The organism is Enterococcus rivorum, assembly GCF_001742285.1.
GTDB classification, from domain to species: domain Bacteria; phylum Bacillota; class Bacilli; order Lactobacillales; family Enterococcaceae; genus Enterococcus_L; species Enterococcus_L rivorum.
This window is the reverse complement of record NZ_MIEK01000015.1, coordinates 14,315-30,383: the sequence shown is the minus strand read 5'-3', so window position 1 is coordinate 30,383 and position 16,069 is coordinate 14,315. Positions and strand designations below refer to the sequence as shown.

General features: G+C 35.1%; 11 protein-coding genes and 1 riboswitch. Of the genes, 8 read left to right on the top strand and 3 right to left on the bottom strand.

Features of this window, described 5'->3' with window-relative positions; genetic code table 11:
* Positions 1-55: 55 nt before the first annotated feature.
* A riboswitch (M-box (ykoK) riboswitch) is annotated at positions 56-229 on the top strand.
* Between the two features lie 116 nt (positions 230-345).
* From BCR26_RS06860 to BCR26_RS06830, 7 genes are all read left to right on the top strand, one after another.
* Positions 346-861 carry a GNAT family N-acetyltransferase gene (locus BCR26_RS06860; RefSeq protein ID WP_084387051.1) on the top strand — a complete coding sequence of 172 codons (516 nt, stop codon included), beginning with the start codon at positions 346-348 and terminating at the stop codon, positions 859-861.
* Positions 862-1,132: 271 nt separating this feature from the next.
* Positions 1,133-3,793: a magnesium-translocating P-type ATPase gene (mgtA, locus tag BCR26_RS06855; RefSeq protein ID WP_069698260.1), complete on the top strand. Its 2,661-nt coding sequence runs from the start codon at positions 1,133-1,135 to the stop codon at positions 3,791-3,793.
* Positions 3,794-4,052: 259 nt separating this feature from the next.
* Positions 4,053-6,656 carry an ATP-dependent chaperone ClpB gene (gene clpB, locus BCR26_RS06850; RefSeq protein WP_069698238.1) on the top strand — a complete coding sequence of 868 codons (2,604 nt, stop codon included), beginning with the start codon at positions 4,053-4,055 and terminating at the stop codon, positions 6,654-6,656.
* Between the two features lie 361 nt (positions 6,657-7,017).
* On the top strand, positions 7,018-7,947 hold the full coding sequence (locus tag BCR26_RS06845; RefSeq protein WP_069698237.1) for a helix-turn-helix transcriptional regulator: 930 nt from the start codon (positions 7,018-7,020) through the stop codon (positions 7,945-7,947).
* Between the two features lie 432 nt (positions 7,948-8,379).
* On the top strand, positions 8,380-9,312 hold the full coding sequence (locus BCR26_RS06840; RefSeq protein ID WP_069698236.1) for an alpha/beta fold hydrolase: 933 nt from the start codon (positions 8,380-8,382) through the stop codon (positions 9,310-9,312).
* Entirely contained in the window at positions 9,297-9,866 is a 570-nt protein-coding gene (locus tag BCR26_RS06835) for a YdeI/OmpD-associated family protein (protein ID WP_245676930.1), read from the top strand. The genes BCR26_RS06840 and BCR26_RS06835 overlap by 16 nt, the downstream gene beginning before the upstream one ends.
* Before the next feature lie 255 nt (positions 9,867-10,121).
* Positions 10,122-11,012 carry an SPL family radical SAM protein gene (locus tag BCR26_RS06830; protein ID WP_245341930.1) on the top strand — a complete coding sequence of 297 codons (891 nt, stop codon included), beginning with the start codon at positions 10,122-10,124 and terminating at the stop codon, positions 11,010-11,012.
* A 38-nt stretch (positions 11,013-11,050) separates the two neighbouring features.
* On the opposite strand, the gene BCR26_RS06825 is transcribed toward BCR26_RS06830, so the two are convergent.
* The 3 genes from BCR26_RS06825 to BCR26_RS06815 all read right to left on the bottom strand — a co-directional run bounded on the left by BCR26_RS06825 (position 11,051) and on the right by BCR26_RS06815 (position 13,597).
* Positions 11,051-11,728 carry a DUF2238 domain-containing protein gene (locus tag BCR26_RS06825; RefSeq protein ID WP_069698235.1) on the bottom strand — a complete coding sequence of 226 codons (678 nt, stop codon included), beginning with the start codon at positions 11,726-11,728 and terminating at the stop codon, positions 11,051-11,053.
* 54 nt (positions 11,729-11,782) lie between these two features.
* Entirely contained in the window at positions 11,783-12,268 is a 486-nt protein-coding gene (locus BCR26_RS06820; RefSeq protein WP_069698234.1) for a nucleoside 2-deoxyribosyltransferase, read from the bottom strand.
* A 108-nt stretch (positions 12,269-12,376) separates the two neighbouring features.
* Positions 12,377-13,597 (bottom strand): GNAT family N-acetyltransferase, encoded by a 1,221-nt coding sequence (locus tag BCR26_RS06815; RefSeq protein ID WP_069698233.1) that lies wholly within the window; start codon positions 13,595-13,597, stop codon positions 12,377-12,379.
* A 351-nt stretch (positions 13,598-13,948) separates the two neighbouring features.
* Between BCR26_RS06815 and lepA the strand changes: the two genes are divergently transcribed.
* On the top strand, positions 13,949-15,784 hold the full coding sequence (gene lepA, locus BCR26_RS06810) for a translation elongation factor 4 (protein WP_069698232.1): 1,836 nt from the start codon (positions 13,949-13,951) through the stop codon (positions 15,782-15,784).
* Positions 15,785-16,069: the final 285 nt, after the last annotated feature.

Here is a 16,069-nt window from a genome sequence, read left to right as displayed (position 1 = left end):
GAGGGGTTGACAAGTCCTTTCAGATGATGGTATAGTTCACATGTAAGAAAATTGAATAAAGATTTGTTAGGTGAGGCTCCTATACAAACACAGGCTACTGCCCAAAAATGTCGAGAGACGCCAATGGGTAGAACAGGGATTGTCGATTACAAGGCTTTTCATAAGGTAGCTAAAAGCTTTTATGCTTTTTACGTTGTATAGTGCCAAAACTCAACGATTAGATCATAAGAGTTTTTTTTAATGTGCTTATTTGACCTTTCGCTGAGTTTTCGGCGGAAGGTTTTTTATTGTGTTTAGCCAAAAACAAGAATTTATTTACTGGTTTTCTTGAAAAATTTTTTGAGGATGCAAAAAGTCAGTAACTTATTTAAAGAATGGGGGAATCAATATGGTAAAACAGTGACAATTAAAACGACTACTTGGAATAGTAAACAGTACTGGCAAGGAATTAATTTGAGAAACAAATATCTTAAACTTAGTGCAGAGAAACCATGTATTCGAAGACTTCCAAAGGATGAAAAAAATGATTTACACATTGTAGCAGAGATTGATTCAGTTGTTATTGGTACGTTGATGCTATCTAAAAAAAATTCCAGTACCGTTCAAGTGAAGCAAGTGGCGATTGATGAAAGTTATCAAGGTAATGGATTAGGGAAAGAACTATTATTTTTTGCTGAAGAACTTGCCAGAAAATTAGGATTTAGCACCATCTATTTAACTGGAAGAAGTCAAGCTTGGGGATTTTATGAAAAATTTGGCTATGATAGTGTAGGCCAATCCTATTACGATGGGAAAGTATTGTTAAAAAAATATGAAAAAGCAGTAGTCATTGAATCGTTAAAAGAATTGCTACCTGCATAAATGTTAAAGGAGATGGAAACAAATGGACGACAGTAGTCTGAAGATTAAGGGCCTATGCCCAGTAGAAGATGCAATCCAAGAAAATGAATCTATTATTATTGTTTATTTGTTTCTAATTAACGATAAATAGCGCTCGTTTAACGATTACCCCTTCTTTTCATAGGCCCACCAAATATCAATAAAGGGAGAAGACTATCAATAGACAATGGTTGCTTCTTCACTTTATTCCTTATTTTATGGACAAAGTTTTTTTGGAAAGAAGGCGAAAAAAATGGAAAAAAAATCAGTATTGAAACAAACGAACAACAAAAATTATGAATTCTTCGCAAGAAATTCAGTGGAAGATATTTTTACCACATTTAAAACGTCGCAAAAAGGATTGACGAATCAACAGGCAGTTCTTTCAAGAGAAGAATATGGAGAAAATATTATTTCTAAAGGTGAAAAAACACCTTTTATTATCGAAGTATTGAAAGCCTATATCACACCGTTTACAATTGTTTTGATTGCTTTAGCAGTGATTTCATTTATTACAGATTATATGATTGCAGCACCCGAAGAACGTGATTTAATCGGAGTTATTATTATTCTTTCAATGGTTCTAATTAGCGGTACCATGACCTTAGTGCAATCCGTGCGCTCTAGTCAAGCGGCAGAAAAATTAAATAACATGGTAAAAGTTACAGCAACTGTCATTCGTAGAAAAAAAGAAATGGAACTCCCGATGGAAGAAGTTGTTTGTGGCGATATTGTGAAATTGTCAGCAGGCGACATGATTCCAGCTGATATTCGCTTAACCCAAACAAAAGATTTATTTGTCTCGCAAGCGGCAATGACTGGGGAAAGCTATCCAGTTGAAAAGAAAGCTGATTATGATGTGAATCCTACTAGTAGTGAAACAGAATATGAAAATATTGTCTTTATGGGAAGTAATGTCATTAGTGGAAGTGCTTTAGGAGTTGTCATTTCAGTTGGTGATGGCACTCTTTTTGGGAAAGTAGCAAAAGATGTCGTTGCGATTAGCCCTCAAACAAGCTTTGAAGTAGGAATTAGTAAAACTTCTTGGTTGTTGATTCGTTTTATGATGGTGATGGCACCTGCCGTTTTCCTAATTAATGGATTAACGAAAGGAGATTGGTTTGAAGCATTCTTATTTGGATTGTCTGTTGCGGTGGGGTTAACGCCAGAAATGTTACCTATGATTGTAACAACGAACCTTGTAAAAGGGGCTTCCGCAATGGCAAAAAAAGGTACAATCATTAAAAACTTGAATTCTATTCAAAATTTTGGCGCGATTGATATTTTATGTACAGATAAAACAGGAACTTTAACGCAAGATAAAATAATTTTGGAGTATCATTTAGATTGTGATGGAAACGAAGACAAGCGAGTGCTTAGACACGCTTTTTTCAATAGCTATTATCAAACAGGACTGAAAAATTTAATGGATGTTGCTATTATTGATGCTGCAAAAGAAGAATTAAACATCGATTCCTCTGCCTACACAAAAGTAGATGAAATTCCTTTTGACTTCCAACGTCGCCGTATGAGTGTAGTAATCGAAGATACTACTGGAAAAACGCAATTGATTACTAAAGGCGCAGTAGAAGAAATGCTTGAAATATCTAGTTTTGTTGATTATCAAGGGGCGGTTATTCCATTAACCGACGAACTAAGAAAAACAATCTTGAAAACAGTAGAAGACTTGAACGAAGATGGATTGCGTGTGTTAGCAGTGTCTCAAAAAACAAATCCTAGTGTTGTGGGAGAATTTTCAGTATCAGATGAAAGTGAAATGGTTCTAATTGGCTACCTAGCATTTTTAGACCCACCAAAAGAAACAACACAATCAGCCATTGAAGCGTTGAAAAAACATGGTGTTGCTGTAAAAGTTTTGACTGGAGACAACGCTTTAGTAACAAAATCTGTTTGTAAGCAAGTAGGCTTAGAAAATGAAGAATTGGTTACAGGCAGCGAAATGGCTAAAATGAATGATGCAGAATTAAAAACAGTTGCAGAACGATATAACATTTTTGTCAAACTAAATCCTCAACAAAAAACACGTTTAGTCAAAGTCTTAAGAAACGCTGGACATACAGTTGGTTTTATGGGGGATGGGATCAACGATGCTCCTGCAATGAAAGAAGCGGATGTAGGCATTTCAGTAGATACAGCAGTTGATATTGCCAAAGAATCAGCGGATGTTATTCTTTTAGAAAAAGATTTGATGGTTTTAGAGCGAGGCTTATTATCTGGTCGAACTACATTTGGGAATATTATGAAATATGTAAAAATGACAGCAAGTTCAAACTTTGGAAATATGTTTTCTGTAGTTGTTGCGAGCATTTTCTTACCATTTTTACCAATGTTCCCGATTCAGCTACTTTTCTTGAACTTGATTTACGATATTTCTTGTATGTCTATTCCTTGGGATAATATGGATAGTGACTATTTAGAACAACCCAAAAAATGGGATGCTTCAAGAATTGGTTCATTTATGCGTTGGTTAGGACCGACTAGCTCAGTATTTGATATTACGACCTATTTGTTAATGTACTTTATCATTTGTCCTCAAATTATGGGGGGAAGCTATCATGACTTGGGCCCTGCGGAACAAGCAATGTTCATTGCAATTTTCCATGCAGGCTGGTTTGTCGAATCTCTATGGTCTCAAACTTTAGTTATTCATACCTTACGTACACCGAAAATTCCTTTTCTACAAAGTCGTGCGTCATTTGTTCTAACAACGATTACTTCAATAGGTATTGGCGTGGGAACTATTTTACCATTTACTTCCTTTGGTCAAAATTTAGGTTTAGCACCATTACCATTGGTTTACTTTGCTTGGTTAGGACTAACAATTATTGCATATTTATTGTTAGTAATGGTTGTAAAAACTATTTATGTGAAGCGGTTTGGAGATCTTTTATAAGAGTATTTTCATAAAATAAACGTAGCTAGTCTAGTTGGATGAGCTATGTTTATTTTTTTTACAAAGTGATGATTTATCGTTTGACCTTTACTGACCAAAAGAGTATAATTTGACTATAAGGTTGAATAAACGCCTTATAATTACAGAATAGAAGAGATCGTAAAAAAAGCTAGTTCTTTAAAATAGAGAGACAAAGAATTATAATAAAACTAACTTATGGGTTGGTTTTTCGTTAGAGATTAGAAAGGGAGATATGAATATGAATATCGAAAAAATGACAACAACTTTGCAAGAAGCAATTGCTGAGGCACAAAAAATTGCTGTGACCCGTCGCCATCAAGAAATTGATATTGCTCACTTATGGAAAATATTTTTGCAACCGAATCATTTTGGTCGTAACTTTTATACAGATGCTGGCGTAGATGTTGAAGCTTTTGAAAGAGAAATCGATAAAGCGTTGGATGAGTACCCAAGCATTCAAGGAGAAAACATCCAATATGGAAGAAGTATGAGTCAAAATTTATTTAATTTGCTAAATGAAGCAGACAAATTAAGAGAATCTTTTCACGATGAATTCTTATCAACAGAAATTGTTCTTTTAGGTCTAATGAAGTTAAAAAATTATCGTTTGACAAAATATTTAGTTAGTCAGGGAATAAATGAAAAGGAACTAAGACAGAATATCGAAGCAATGAGAGGAGGGGATCGTGTGACTTCTCAAAATCAAGAAGAGCAATACGAAGCGTTAGAAAAATACGGTGTGGATTTGGTTCAACAGGTAAAAAGTGGCAATCAAGACCCGATTATTGGTAGAGATGAAGAAATTCGTGATGTGATTCGGATTCTTTCTCGTAAAACTAAAAATAACCCAGTATTAATTGGGGAACCTGGTGTAGGTAAAACGGCCATCATAGAAGGGTTAGCCCAACGAATCGTCAAGAGAGATGTACCAGAAAACTTAAAAGATAAAACAATCTTCTCCTTAGATATGGGGGCTCTGATTGCCGGGGCAAAATTCCGAGGAGAGTTTGAAGAGCGATTAAAAGCTGTTTTAAAAGAAGTGAAAAAAAGCGATGGCCGAATTATTTTGTTCATTGATGAAATTCATAACATTGTAGGTGCTGGAAAAACAGAAGGTAGCATGGATGCGGGCAACCTACTTAAACCAATGTTAGCTAGAGGTGAATTGCATTTAATTGGTGCAACAACACTAGATGAATATCAACAATACATGGAAAAAGATAAAGCCTTGGAACGTCGTTTTCAAAGAGTTTTAGTCAAAGAGCCATCAGTAGAAGACACCATTAGTATTTTGCGTGGATTAAAAGAGCGCTTTGAAATCCATCATAGTGTGAATATTCATGATAATGCGCTAGTTGCTGCGGCAACACTATCTGATCGTTACATTACAGATCGTTTTTTACCAGATAAAGCAATTGATTTAGTGGATGAAGCTAGTGCCACGATTCGAGTAGAAATGAATTCTATGCCAACTGAATTAGATCAAGTGACTCGTCGCTTAATGCAATTGGAAATTGAAGAAGCAGCATTGAAAAAGGAATCTGACGATGCGAGTAAAAAACGGTTAGGCATCTTACAAGAAGAACTAGCTGAACTTCGTGAAGAAACCAATGCCATGAAAATGCAATGGGAAACAGAGAAAGAAGAAGTCAATGCCGTTAGCAACAAGCGTGCTGAAATAGACAAAGCGAAACACGAACTGGAAGATGCTGAAAACAATTATGACTTAGAGCGAGCTGCTGTTCTTCGTCACGGAACTATTCCTGAATTAGAGAAGGAATTACAAGTTTTAGAAGCAAAAAACAATTCCGAAAATAGCAAGATGGTTCAGGAGTCTGTTACTGAAAACGAAATCGCCGTAGTGGTCGGTCGTCTAACGGGTATTCCTGTGACAAAACTTGTTGAAGGGGAACGAGAGAAATTAATGAAATTGAACGAAACCCTTCATAAACGGGTAATTGGACAAGATGAAGCGGTGGATGCTGTAAGTGATGCTGTTATTCGTTCTAGAGCTGGCTTGCAAGACCCTGATCGCCCGCTAGGTTCATTTTTGTTCTTAGGACCTACTGGTGTTGGAAAAACAGAATTAGCGAAAGCTTTGGCAGAAGATTTATTCGATTCAGAAGATCATATGGTTCGGATTGATATGAGTGAGTATATGGAAAAACATAGTGTTTCTCGCTTAGTAGGTGCACCTCCAGGCTATGTAGGTTATGAAGAGGGTGGACAGCTAACAGAATCCGTTCGAAGAAATCCTTATACAATTGTTTTGCTTGATGAAATCGAAAAAGCCCATCCAGATGTTTTCAATATTTTATTACAAGTTTTAGATGACGGTCGCTTGACAGATTCTAAAGGTCGAGTTGTTGATTTTAAAAACACAGTTTTAATTATGACCAGTAATATTGGTTCACAATTATTATTGGAAGGTGTCACTGCTGAAGGAACGATTCCGGAAGAAATAGAAGAGCAAGTGATGACAATACTAAAAGGCAACTTTAAACCAGAATTTCTGAATAGAATTGATGATACGATCTTATTTACACCATTAAGCTTGGAAAATGTGAAAGGTATCATTGAGAAAATGACTGCTTATCTTGCTAAACGACTAGAACAACAAGAGATTCAACTGGTTATCTCCGATGAAGCGAAAACATGGATTGCTGAAAGTGCTTATGAACCTGCTTATGGCGCACGACCTTTGAAACGTTTTATTACAAAAGAAGTGGAAACCCCATTAGCAAAAGAAATTGTTTCTGGAAGAATTATGCCGAAAACAAAAGTTACTATCAGTTTATTGAACAACCAATTAGTTTTTGAAAATGAAGCGATAGAAGAATAAGAAGAACAGAGAATCAGATTTTAATCTGGTTCTTTTTTTGCTAATATACAATTTAAGTACGACAGTGTCTTTCTGCGAGAAGAGCTTTGCGCGAAAGCATTGTTTATCTGTGATGTGTGAACCTTGTCGAAAGCGTTTTATAAGATCGTCAAAACCCTAACACAAAAATCGTATCATAAAAACAACCAGAACTGTGTTAGAATAAGAATCTTGGAAGATGCGTCCTTCTATAAGGAATTTTTTGAATGACTTTAAAGCTAAAAAAGCAGTTGTTTAAGCTTATTTTAGTATGAAGGCTTCATAGAATCTTTTAGACAATAAAGACGCATTCCAACAAAAATATATTCTTAAGGAGAACACGATGAAAATTGAACGTCTGTTAACCATTATTGTGATGCTATTAAATAGAAATCGTATAACAGCAAATGAATTAGCTGAGAAGTTTGAAGTGTCGGTTCGTACTATTTACCGAGATATTGAAACAATCAATTTGGCTGGTATTCCAATTATTTCTCATTCAGGAAACAATGGTGGATTCAGCATTTATGAAAGTTATAAGCTAAATCATCAAGTACTGACTCTTAATAACCTGTCCTCCCTTCTTTCTGTTCTCAAGGATATTAATTCTACGGTTGACGATATTGATTTAGAATCATCCATAGAAAAGCTACAAAATATAATTCCTAAAAACAAGTTAGATTATCTAAATCAGCATATGGAACAAATCATCATTGATTTACATCCTTTTGGAGATACGTCAGATCAAAAATCACTCGTTAGAACGTTTAGAAAAGCTATTACACAGAATGGTTTGTTGACAATAGACTATAGAAATTATGATAATATTGTCAGCAAAAGACAAATTGAGCCGATGTCACTAATATTTAAAAATTATACTTGGTACTTATTTGCTTATTGTCGTTTAAGAGAGGACTTTAGAACATTTAGAATTTCGCGTATAACTGATTTTTACATCGAAAATAAATTATTTGAACGTCGAAAAAAATCCTATCGTGAGATTATGGCATTATTAAATGAACAAACAACAATGACAACAATTGTCTTGAAAGTTTCCCCAGTAATGAAGTCTCGCGTGGAGGATGTTTTTAGAAAAGAAGATGTTTCGGTCTTAGAAACTGGTGAACTTCTTGTTAATGCTACATTTCCTGAAAAAGAATGGTTATACTCTCTTATATTTAGCTTTGGAGAACATATAGAGGTCTTAGCTCCAAAAGAATTACGTCAAAAAATTGCTTCCAAATTAAGTATGATGACTAAAAAATATAGTTAAGTGAGCTTCTCAAACCTGACAGACTGTTGTCAAACCTCCATGATAATATAATTAGTGTAAGACAGTTTTATTTGAGTGAACTAGGAAACTATATCCGCTCCACTACTAGCAGTTGTACCAGTGAAAACCGTGGAATCGCTCTGAGCCCAAAAGTCAGGTCTCAGAGCTTCCAAGCTTCAAACTTGGGCTAAATAAATAACAAGCCCAAGTAATTCACATTGGCTTCCAGACACGGTTACTGGCACCAACTACTAGTAGTTCCGATATTTTATTTACAATAAGTTATTTTCTTTGCGTTATGCTCCAGTTGATGAATTGAAAAATAAGCACTTAAAAAGAAGAGTAAAATATATCCAAAGCCCCTTTAAAAGGTAGCGATGACAAGGAAGTGAAGTTTCCTAGAGGACTCTATTTTAATTAGGAGGATGTAAAATGACAAAAAATTATGAATTTCCAACACCAACACTTATCTCAGTAAACGGTGTAAAACTAGAGGTTTTTGAAGCTGGACAAGAAAATATGGGGCGACCTATCGTTCTCTGTCATGGATGGCCAGAACATGCCTTTTCTTGGAGATATCAAGTACCTTCACTTGTTGAAGCAGGTTACCACGTTATTATACCTAATCAACGAGGATATGGAGAGTCTTCTTGTCCAAAGGAAGTCGAAAAATATGATATTGAATATTTAACAGGTGATCTTGTTGCTCTTTTGGATTACTATCAATACAAAGATGCTATTTTCATGGGCCACGATTGGGGCGCAAGTGTTGTTTGGAGTATGGCTTTACTGCATCCAGAACGTGTTAGTAAAATGATTAATTTATGCTTACCTTACCAAGTTCGAGGAGATAAACCTTGGATAGACTTTATGGAAGAAGTTTTTGGCAATGATTACTATTTCGTTCACTTTAACAAACAACCAGGAGTTGCAGATACTATATTAGACGGAAATGTAGCACAGTTTCTTCATAATTTATATCGAAAGAATCTCCCGTCACAAAGAGTTGTTAAAGGCATGGAGATGATTAATCTTGCTAAAGCAAGCAAGCCCTTAGGTGAACCAGTTATGAGTGATGAGGATCTTTCTATTTATATCGCAAGTTTTAAGAAGACAGGCTTCACACCCAGCATCAATTGGTACAGAAATTTAAATCGTAATTGGCATTTATTAGGTAACGTATCTCCAATTATTCATCAATCAACTTTAATGGTCTATGGTGAGAAAGATGTTATTCCACCGCTTCCAAACATAAAAGATTTTGTACCCAATATAGATGTTAGGAGTTTAGACACTTGTCATTGGATTCAAGAGGAAAGACCTGAAGAGCTTAATAAAATGATTTTAGAATGGTTGGGAAAATGAGTGAAGGATTATTTTTTAGTAATCAAACAGAATTTATTGATTGGTTGGATATTCATCATCAAACAGCTAGTGAAATTTGGGTAGTTTTTCTAAAGAAAAAGACTAATAGAGCAAGTCTCACTTGGTCTAAATCAGTAGATTGTGCACTGTCGTTTGGCTGGATTGATGGAAGACGAAAAAAAGTTGATGAAGATAGCTATAAAATTCGCTTTACTCCACGTAAGCTTGATAGTCTCTGGAGCAAAGTTAATGTGCTAAAGGCACAGAAGCTGATAGCGCTCAATCAGATGAGACCAAATGGATTGGCTGTTTTTAACCAAAGAAATGATCGAGCAGGGTATTCTTTAGTCAATAGAAATGCTATTCTAATGAAAGAATATGAAGATGAAATTAGAAAAAATTCGAATTCTTGGAAATTTTTCAACCAGCTTCCAGCTTCTTACAAAAGAGATGCTATTTGGTGGATAATGAGTGCAAAAAGAGAAGATACTAAGCTAAGAAGAGTTAATCGACTGATTGTTTCATGGGAAAAGGGAGAGATGTTTAGACCTTAGTTTCTTCATTTTACTTTATTTTGGCAGAAAGTATATGAAAAAACTGTGCTGTTCGCTAAAGTAATTAAAAAGGAAACAAAATGAATAAATATCGAAAAAAAAACTTAAGAGGCATAAAACTTAATTTCTAACGAGGACATGCTTTTTAGTTTCCATACTTTTATTTCTATTGCATTTAATTTGGTAATTCTATATTGACGAAAGAACATACGTTCGTTATAGTTAGAATAAGTAAACTGAAGAAGGGAACATAAGATGATGGAATGGATAGAAGCAAAATCGTTGCTAAGTAAGGTGTCGTTTAATGGAGATTTATGGTTTGGTATCGATTATATAATGAATTTGTATAAAGGATGTAATCATCGCTGTATTTATTGTGATAGTCGCAGTGACAAGTATTTCATTGAATCTTTTGACCGAGTTCGAGGGAAGAAAAATAGTGAAGGATTGCTTTATTTTGAATTGAAGAAACATAAAACAGGTGTAATTAATTTTGGGGCGATGTCAGATGCCTATAATTCAGAAGAACTTAGGGAAGGGCTGACTAGAAATGCATTGAAAAAAATCGCTGAATTTGGTTATGGCATTTCAATAGAGACGAAAAGCAATCAAATCATTAGAGATGTCGGCTTAATCCAAAAAATCCAAGAAAATCATTCTGCTTCTATTAAACTATCCATTACAACAGCTGACGATAAATTATCGCGGATTATTGAACCTGGTGTTTGTGTTTCTAGTAAACGATTTGAAGCAATTCGGAAGTTAAGTGATGCAGGAATTTACACAGGCGTTTTGCTGACACCAGTTTTACCTTATATAACGGATACTGTTGAAAACATCGAAGCAATTGTTAAAAAAGCATCTGAAAGTGGTGCCTCATTTATTTATGCGCAATTTGGTATGACTATGAGAAGGGGACAAAGAGAACATTATTTTGAAGCCTTGGATCACCATTTTCCTGGACTAAAAGAACGATATCAAAGAAGTTATGGAGATAATTATGGTTGCGAGGCAAAAAATAGCAAGGAACTAGCGAAGGCTTTTGTTGAAAATTGCGAAAAATATGGCTTGCTTTATAAAATGGAAGATATTGTGAAAGCAACTCCTAAGAAGAAAACAATGGAACAATTATCGTTATTTTCTTAATTATAAAAAGCGACAGTACGCTGCCGCTTTTTTTAAATCTATTTTTTTACTTTTCTAAAAGCATAATTCTTAAAGTAGTCTGGTTTATGCCGCTGTGTAAAACTATAGATAGTTAAAACTAATGCGCCAAGTGTATTCGTAAATAAATCTCCCATAGTGTCCATTAAAGCTGCTCTACCAACGTAGGGGACACCTGATTCACTCATGTATCGTTGTAGATTCATATCTCCGAGTGAATCGCAAATAAATTCCCAAAACTCCCAAAAAACACCACATAATCCTGCAAAAGCAAAGCCCATAATAATAAAGAGCCACGGGCTGATTTTGGTATAATCAATGTCTCTTAAATAATACCCAATAAACGCATAACCGACAGCTACTAACAGAATCGGACTAACTGTATGCAAAATTTTATCCCAAAAAGGAATCACGATAATTAAACGTAAACCAGTTCCTAAAAATACAGCAATCCAAAGGAAAAACCAATAGTAAAGACGAACCATTTTAGGAAAAACTAATCCAGTTAGTTTTGTGAAAAGGAAAGGGACAAAAAGTACTCCAATCCCAAGAATCATTTCCAAAGTTAACAAGATATATTGACTTGCAGGCTGGACAGTAAAAATTTTAACAATATTAACTACTAATGTAATCAAACCAAATCCAACTAGTAGGGAAAAAATCGTTTTTTCTTGCTTATCTTCAAACTCAATTTTCATTAAGGGGTTACCTCCAGATTATTTTTTAAGGATGGTTCATTTTGCAAGATAGACCTAATTTTTTTCTAGCGTTGCTTGTTTAATCAAAGATAAAAAGTCTTCGTCCGTATTAACAATTGTGCCGTTTAGTTTTACTAGCCCAACCGTGTAGAGATTTAAATAGTGAAACTGATTTTCTGCTGTATCATTCAACGCATCCAATTTCTTCTGATTGTCGGCGCCTTGTTGTCGAGTATCTGTATACAGCCCAATAATTGGAATTCCTTTGGCGTAAGCAATCCCGATTTCAGAAGCGACACCAGAATCTATTACAGCACCATCGAGAACAGCTACTAATAAATCACTGTTTAACACTCTTTCTGTATCTGCTAAAGCAATCATTTGACTATCAGCATAGGCTGTTTTGTCGTTGATAGCACCATTTTCTTGTGGTAAATAGACACTAATTGAGGAGTCTATCTCACGTATTTTTCCAACTAAATATTCATTATAAAGTAAATCTGCCTTAGCAAACATAGGGCCTGCAAAATAAATGTTCATGATCTTTCCTCCGCTTATTATAAAAATAGTAGGTAATAGGGTGTGGACTTAGTGCGTGGTGAAATCTAGATTGATTCCTCACGTCCCGTAAATAATTTCATTTCTGTATCAAAAGTAATCACTAAAATAAGCTTCTTGATCTGGAATAATTCGTTCCAAAGAGTGCAAAGTTTCTTTATCTGTTTCAATGTGTTCAATTCTGTAAAGATAAGAAGGGCGACGATAATTCATCATTAAGCAAGTTAATGTTTGAATATCAATATGGACAGGATTTCCCAAAGGTTCATTGCTTATGGTGACTTGATCATTTTCGTCCCAAAGTAGACTAAATATCCCGTTGTTCCATTCTGCTACAGGATCAGTCACGATAAAATGAAATGGCTTCGCTGTGCTGGCGAAAGGATAGGCGGTTAAAAATTCTTTGACATCAACAATCCGAGCCATAAAATATGGTTCTATTGTTTCTTTTATTTGACTGTCATCTAAAAGAAAAGCTAGAGGTTCATTTTTATAGATATCCCCCTTAACCCAATAAATCATTGAAAAATGTGCAGAAATAAAATTCCACAGACCATCTCGTGCTTCTTGATTTAAATAGAACATTTCTTTGACATGAAAAACTTCTTCCGCTACCCAATAAAATAGAACGCCTAAAGGTTCTTGGTTTGCACCATAATAAACAGCAGCTGTCCGTTCTTCTAAATTTTCAAAACGCCAATATTCTTCCCAATTGAATTCACTGCGGATTAAAGCCCCATGATTTTGACGAGCAAAACGAGCGTAGACGGAGAAAACATCTTCGTGATCTACCGAAACACGTTCTACCAACCCAGGAACTTCAACTTGCTTAGGTAGCTGTGTATCTCTTATTTTAAAAGAAAGTTTGTCTGAAAGTATTTCCCAACCTTTTCTCCGATAATAAGGAATACTATAAGGATAGAGATAAGAAATCCATTGTTTGTCTTGGCGCATATTTTCCAAAGCTACATGAATCAAATCTTGCATTAAGCCATGATTCGCATATTCTGGATAGGTTCCTACACCAGTTACACCACCCATTTTAAATAATTTTCCATGAATATTCACTTCACAAGGGTAAATTGCTATTTGAGAAATGAGCTTGTCTTCATGAAACCAACCGAACACTTTTGAGAGCTCTAAAATTGGCTGCTTAGATTTAATTAACTCTCTTTTACTTTCATAGCCACTTTCTTCTAAGTCAGCTTCTGTAAATTGAAAAACATAACTTAGTAGTTCATTAAATTGAGCCACATGTTCCATTTCTACAGGTTTTAATTCTAAACTATCTCGAAACTCATGATCTTCCATTTTTCCATCTCCAAATTTTTTTGCTATTGTTTATTCTTTGCAATCAAATGAAAGAAGAAATTCCCTTCGTTTTATATCAACCATCGATAGAAAGCGATGCACTTGAATGCAAATTTTCTTTCGTTCGACGCATAATATTTTGATATCTATTATTTTTAAGTCGAACAAATATAATTATAGTATACCAAATCTAAGGAAGATGTGTTACGAATTAAGATAGACAGTTTTGAAGATTCATCATATAGAGGACAAAAATAGAAGAATCGTTGAATCTAGCTATGAAAGTTCTTTAAATCTTTGAAAAACCTTGCTATAATGAAAAGTGCTGACTGAAAAGAAATGAGGAATATCATGAATATAGATGAAATGAAACAAAGACAGGAAAAGATTCGTAATTTTTCGATTATAGCCCATATCGATCATGGGAAATCTACACTTGCTGATCGGATTTTACAAAAAACAGAAACCGTTTCAGACCGTGAAATGCAAGATCAATTACTTGATGCGATGGATTTAGAGCGTGAACGTGGTATTACGATTAAATTGAACGCTGTTGAATTGACTTACACAGCAAAAGATGGGGAAGATTATATTTTCCATTTGATTGACACCCCAGGGCACGTGGACTTTACTTATGAAGTATCAAGAAGTTTAGCCGCTTGTGAAGGGGCTATATTAGTTGTTGATGCCGCTCAAGGGATTGAAGCGCAAACCTTAGCAAATGTTTATTTAGCCTTAGACAATGATTTGGAGATTCTTCCAGTAATCAATAAAATTGATTTACCAGCAGCCGATCCAGAACGTGTTCGTACCGAAATAGAAGATGTTATTGGAATTGATGCTAGCGATGCTGTTTTAGCAAGCGCAAAAGCAGGGATTGGAATCGAAGAGATTTTAGAACAAATCGTTGACTTAGTTCCAGCACCAACAGGAGATCTTGAAGCACCATTAAAGGCGTTAATCTTTGATTCAGTTTATGATAGTTATCGTGGTGTTATTTTGAATGTCCGAATCATGGATGGGGTTGTAAAACCTGGAGATAAAATCATGATGATGAATAACAACAAGACTTTTGAAGTAACGGATGTAGGTATTTTCTCACCTAAGCCAATTAGTCGTGACTTTTTAATGGTTGGTGATGTAGGTTATATCACAGCAGCTATCAAAACAGTTCGTGATACCCAAGTAGGGGATACAGTAACTTTAGCAAACAATCCTGCAAAAGAAGCTTTAGCCGGATATCGTAAAATGAATCCAATGGTTTATTGTGGATTGTATCCAATCGATAACTCACGATATGTTGAATTACGTGAAGCGTTGGAAAAATTACAACTAAATGATGCAGCTTTACAGTTTGAAGCAGAATCTTCTCAGGCCTTAGGGTTTGGTTATCGTTGTGGCTTTTTAGGTTTGCTGCATATGGATGTTATCCAAGAACGTTTAGAACGTGAATTCAACCTTGATCTGATTACAACAGCGCCATCAGTAATTTACCACGTAACGAAGACCGATGGAACGAAAATTGTGGTTGATAATCCAGCAGAATTTCCAGACCAAAGTAGTGTCGATTTTGTAGAAGAGCCTTACGTGAAGGCAACAATCATGGTACCCAATGAATATGTTGGTGCTGTGATGGAAATCTCTCAGCGAAAACGCGGAGAATTTGTAACGATGGATTATTTGGATGAATATAGAGTAAATGTCGTTTATGATATGCCATTATCAGAAATCGTTTATGACTTCTTTGACCGTTTAAAATCAGGAACAAAAGGGTACGCTTCATTAGATTATGAAATGATTGGCTACCGTAAAAGTAATCTGTCTAAGATGGATATTCTTTTGAACTCGGAAAAAGTTGATGCTCTGAGCTTTATTGTGCATAAAGATTTTGCTTTTGAACGTGGCAAAGTAATTGTTGAAAAATTAAAAAAATTAATTCCTCGTCAACAGTTTGAAGTGCCAATCCAAGCAGCCATTGGCCAAAAAATCACAGCCCGTTCAACGATTAAAGCCCTACGCAAAAACGTTTTAGCCAAATGTTATGGTGGAGATATCTCCCGTAAGCGTAAGCTATTAGAGAAACAAAAAGATGGTAAAAAACGAATGAAACAAGTAGGGTCAGTTGAAGTTCCTCAAGAAGCCTTCATGGCAGTTCTTAAAATGGATGAGGATGAAAACAAGAAGTAGCAAGGGTTTCAGGGACTTGAATATTATTGGAAATAGTCATTTTGCTAAAATCTTCCTATGAGGTAATTATCTCGTAGGAAGATTTTTCCATGTTCTGAAAACTAGACAGCATAGAAAGCGATAAAAATATATAAAAAATCACTCAACCAAAGCAAAAGGATTTTTTAAGAGTGGCAGAATTCCTCTGATTCTTTTGATTAAAGCTTTTACTTTTTCTTGTGTTAGCATATAATAGTAAGGGATTAGTTAGAGAAAATAGGGAATCTATCTTTCAGTATAGACCTG

Bases quoted from the DNA above. Each gene is read 5' to 3' on its own strand.
- BCR26_RS06835 (WP_245676930.1), top strand. From the start codon at position 9,297: ATGGTTGGGAAAATGAGTGAAGGATTATTTTTTAGTAATCAAACAGAA.
- BCR26_RS06840 (WP_069698236.1), top strand. From the start codon at position 8,380: ATGACAAAAAATTATGAATTTCCAACACCAACACTTATCTCAGTAAAC.
- BCR26_RS06820 (WP_069698234.1), bottom strand. From the start codon at position 12,268: ATGAACATTTATTTTGCAGGCCCTATGTTTGCTAAGGCAGATTTACTT.
- BCR26_RS06860 (WP_084387051.1), top strand. From the start codon at position 346: ATGCAAAAAGTCAGTAACTTATTTAAAGAATGGGGGAATCAATATGGT.
- clpB (WP_069698238.1), top strand. From the start codon at position 4,053: ATGAATATCGAAAAAATGACAACAACTTTGCAAGAAGCAATTGCTGAG.
- mgtA (WP_069698260.1), top strand. From the start codon at position 1,133: ATGGAAAAAAAATCAGTATTGAAACAAACGAACAACAAAAATTATGAA.
- BCR26_RS06845 (WP_069698237.1), top strand. From the start codon at position 7,018: ATGAAAATTGAACGTCTGTTAACCATTATTGTGATGCTATTAAATAGA.
- BCR26_RS06825 (WP_069698235.1), bottom strand. From the start codon at position 11,728: ATGAAAATTGAGTTTGAAGATAAGCAAGAAAAAACGATTTTTTCCCTA.
- lepA (WP_069698232.1), top strand. From the start codon at position 13,949: ATGAATATAGATGAAATGAAACAAAGACAGGAAAAGATTCGTAATTTT.
- BCR26_RS06830 (WP_245341930.1), top strand. From the start codon at position 10,122: ATGATGGAATGGATAGAAGCAAAATCGTTGCTAAGTAAGGTGTCGTTT.
- BCR26_RS06815 (WP_069698233.1), bottom strand. From the start codon at position 13,597: ATGGAAGATCATGAGTTTCGAGATAGTTTAGAATTAAAACCTGTAGAA.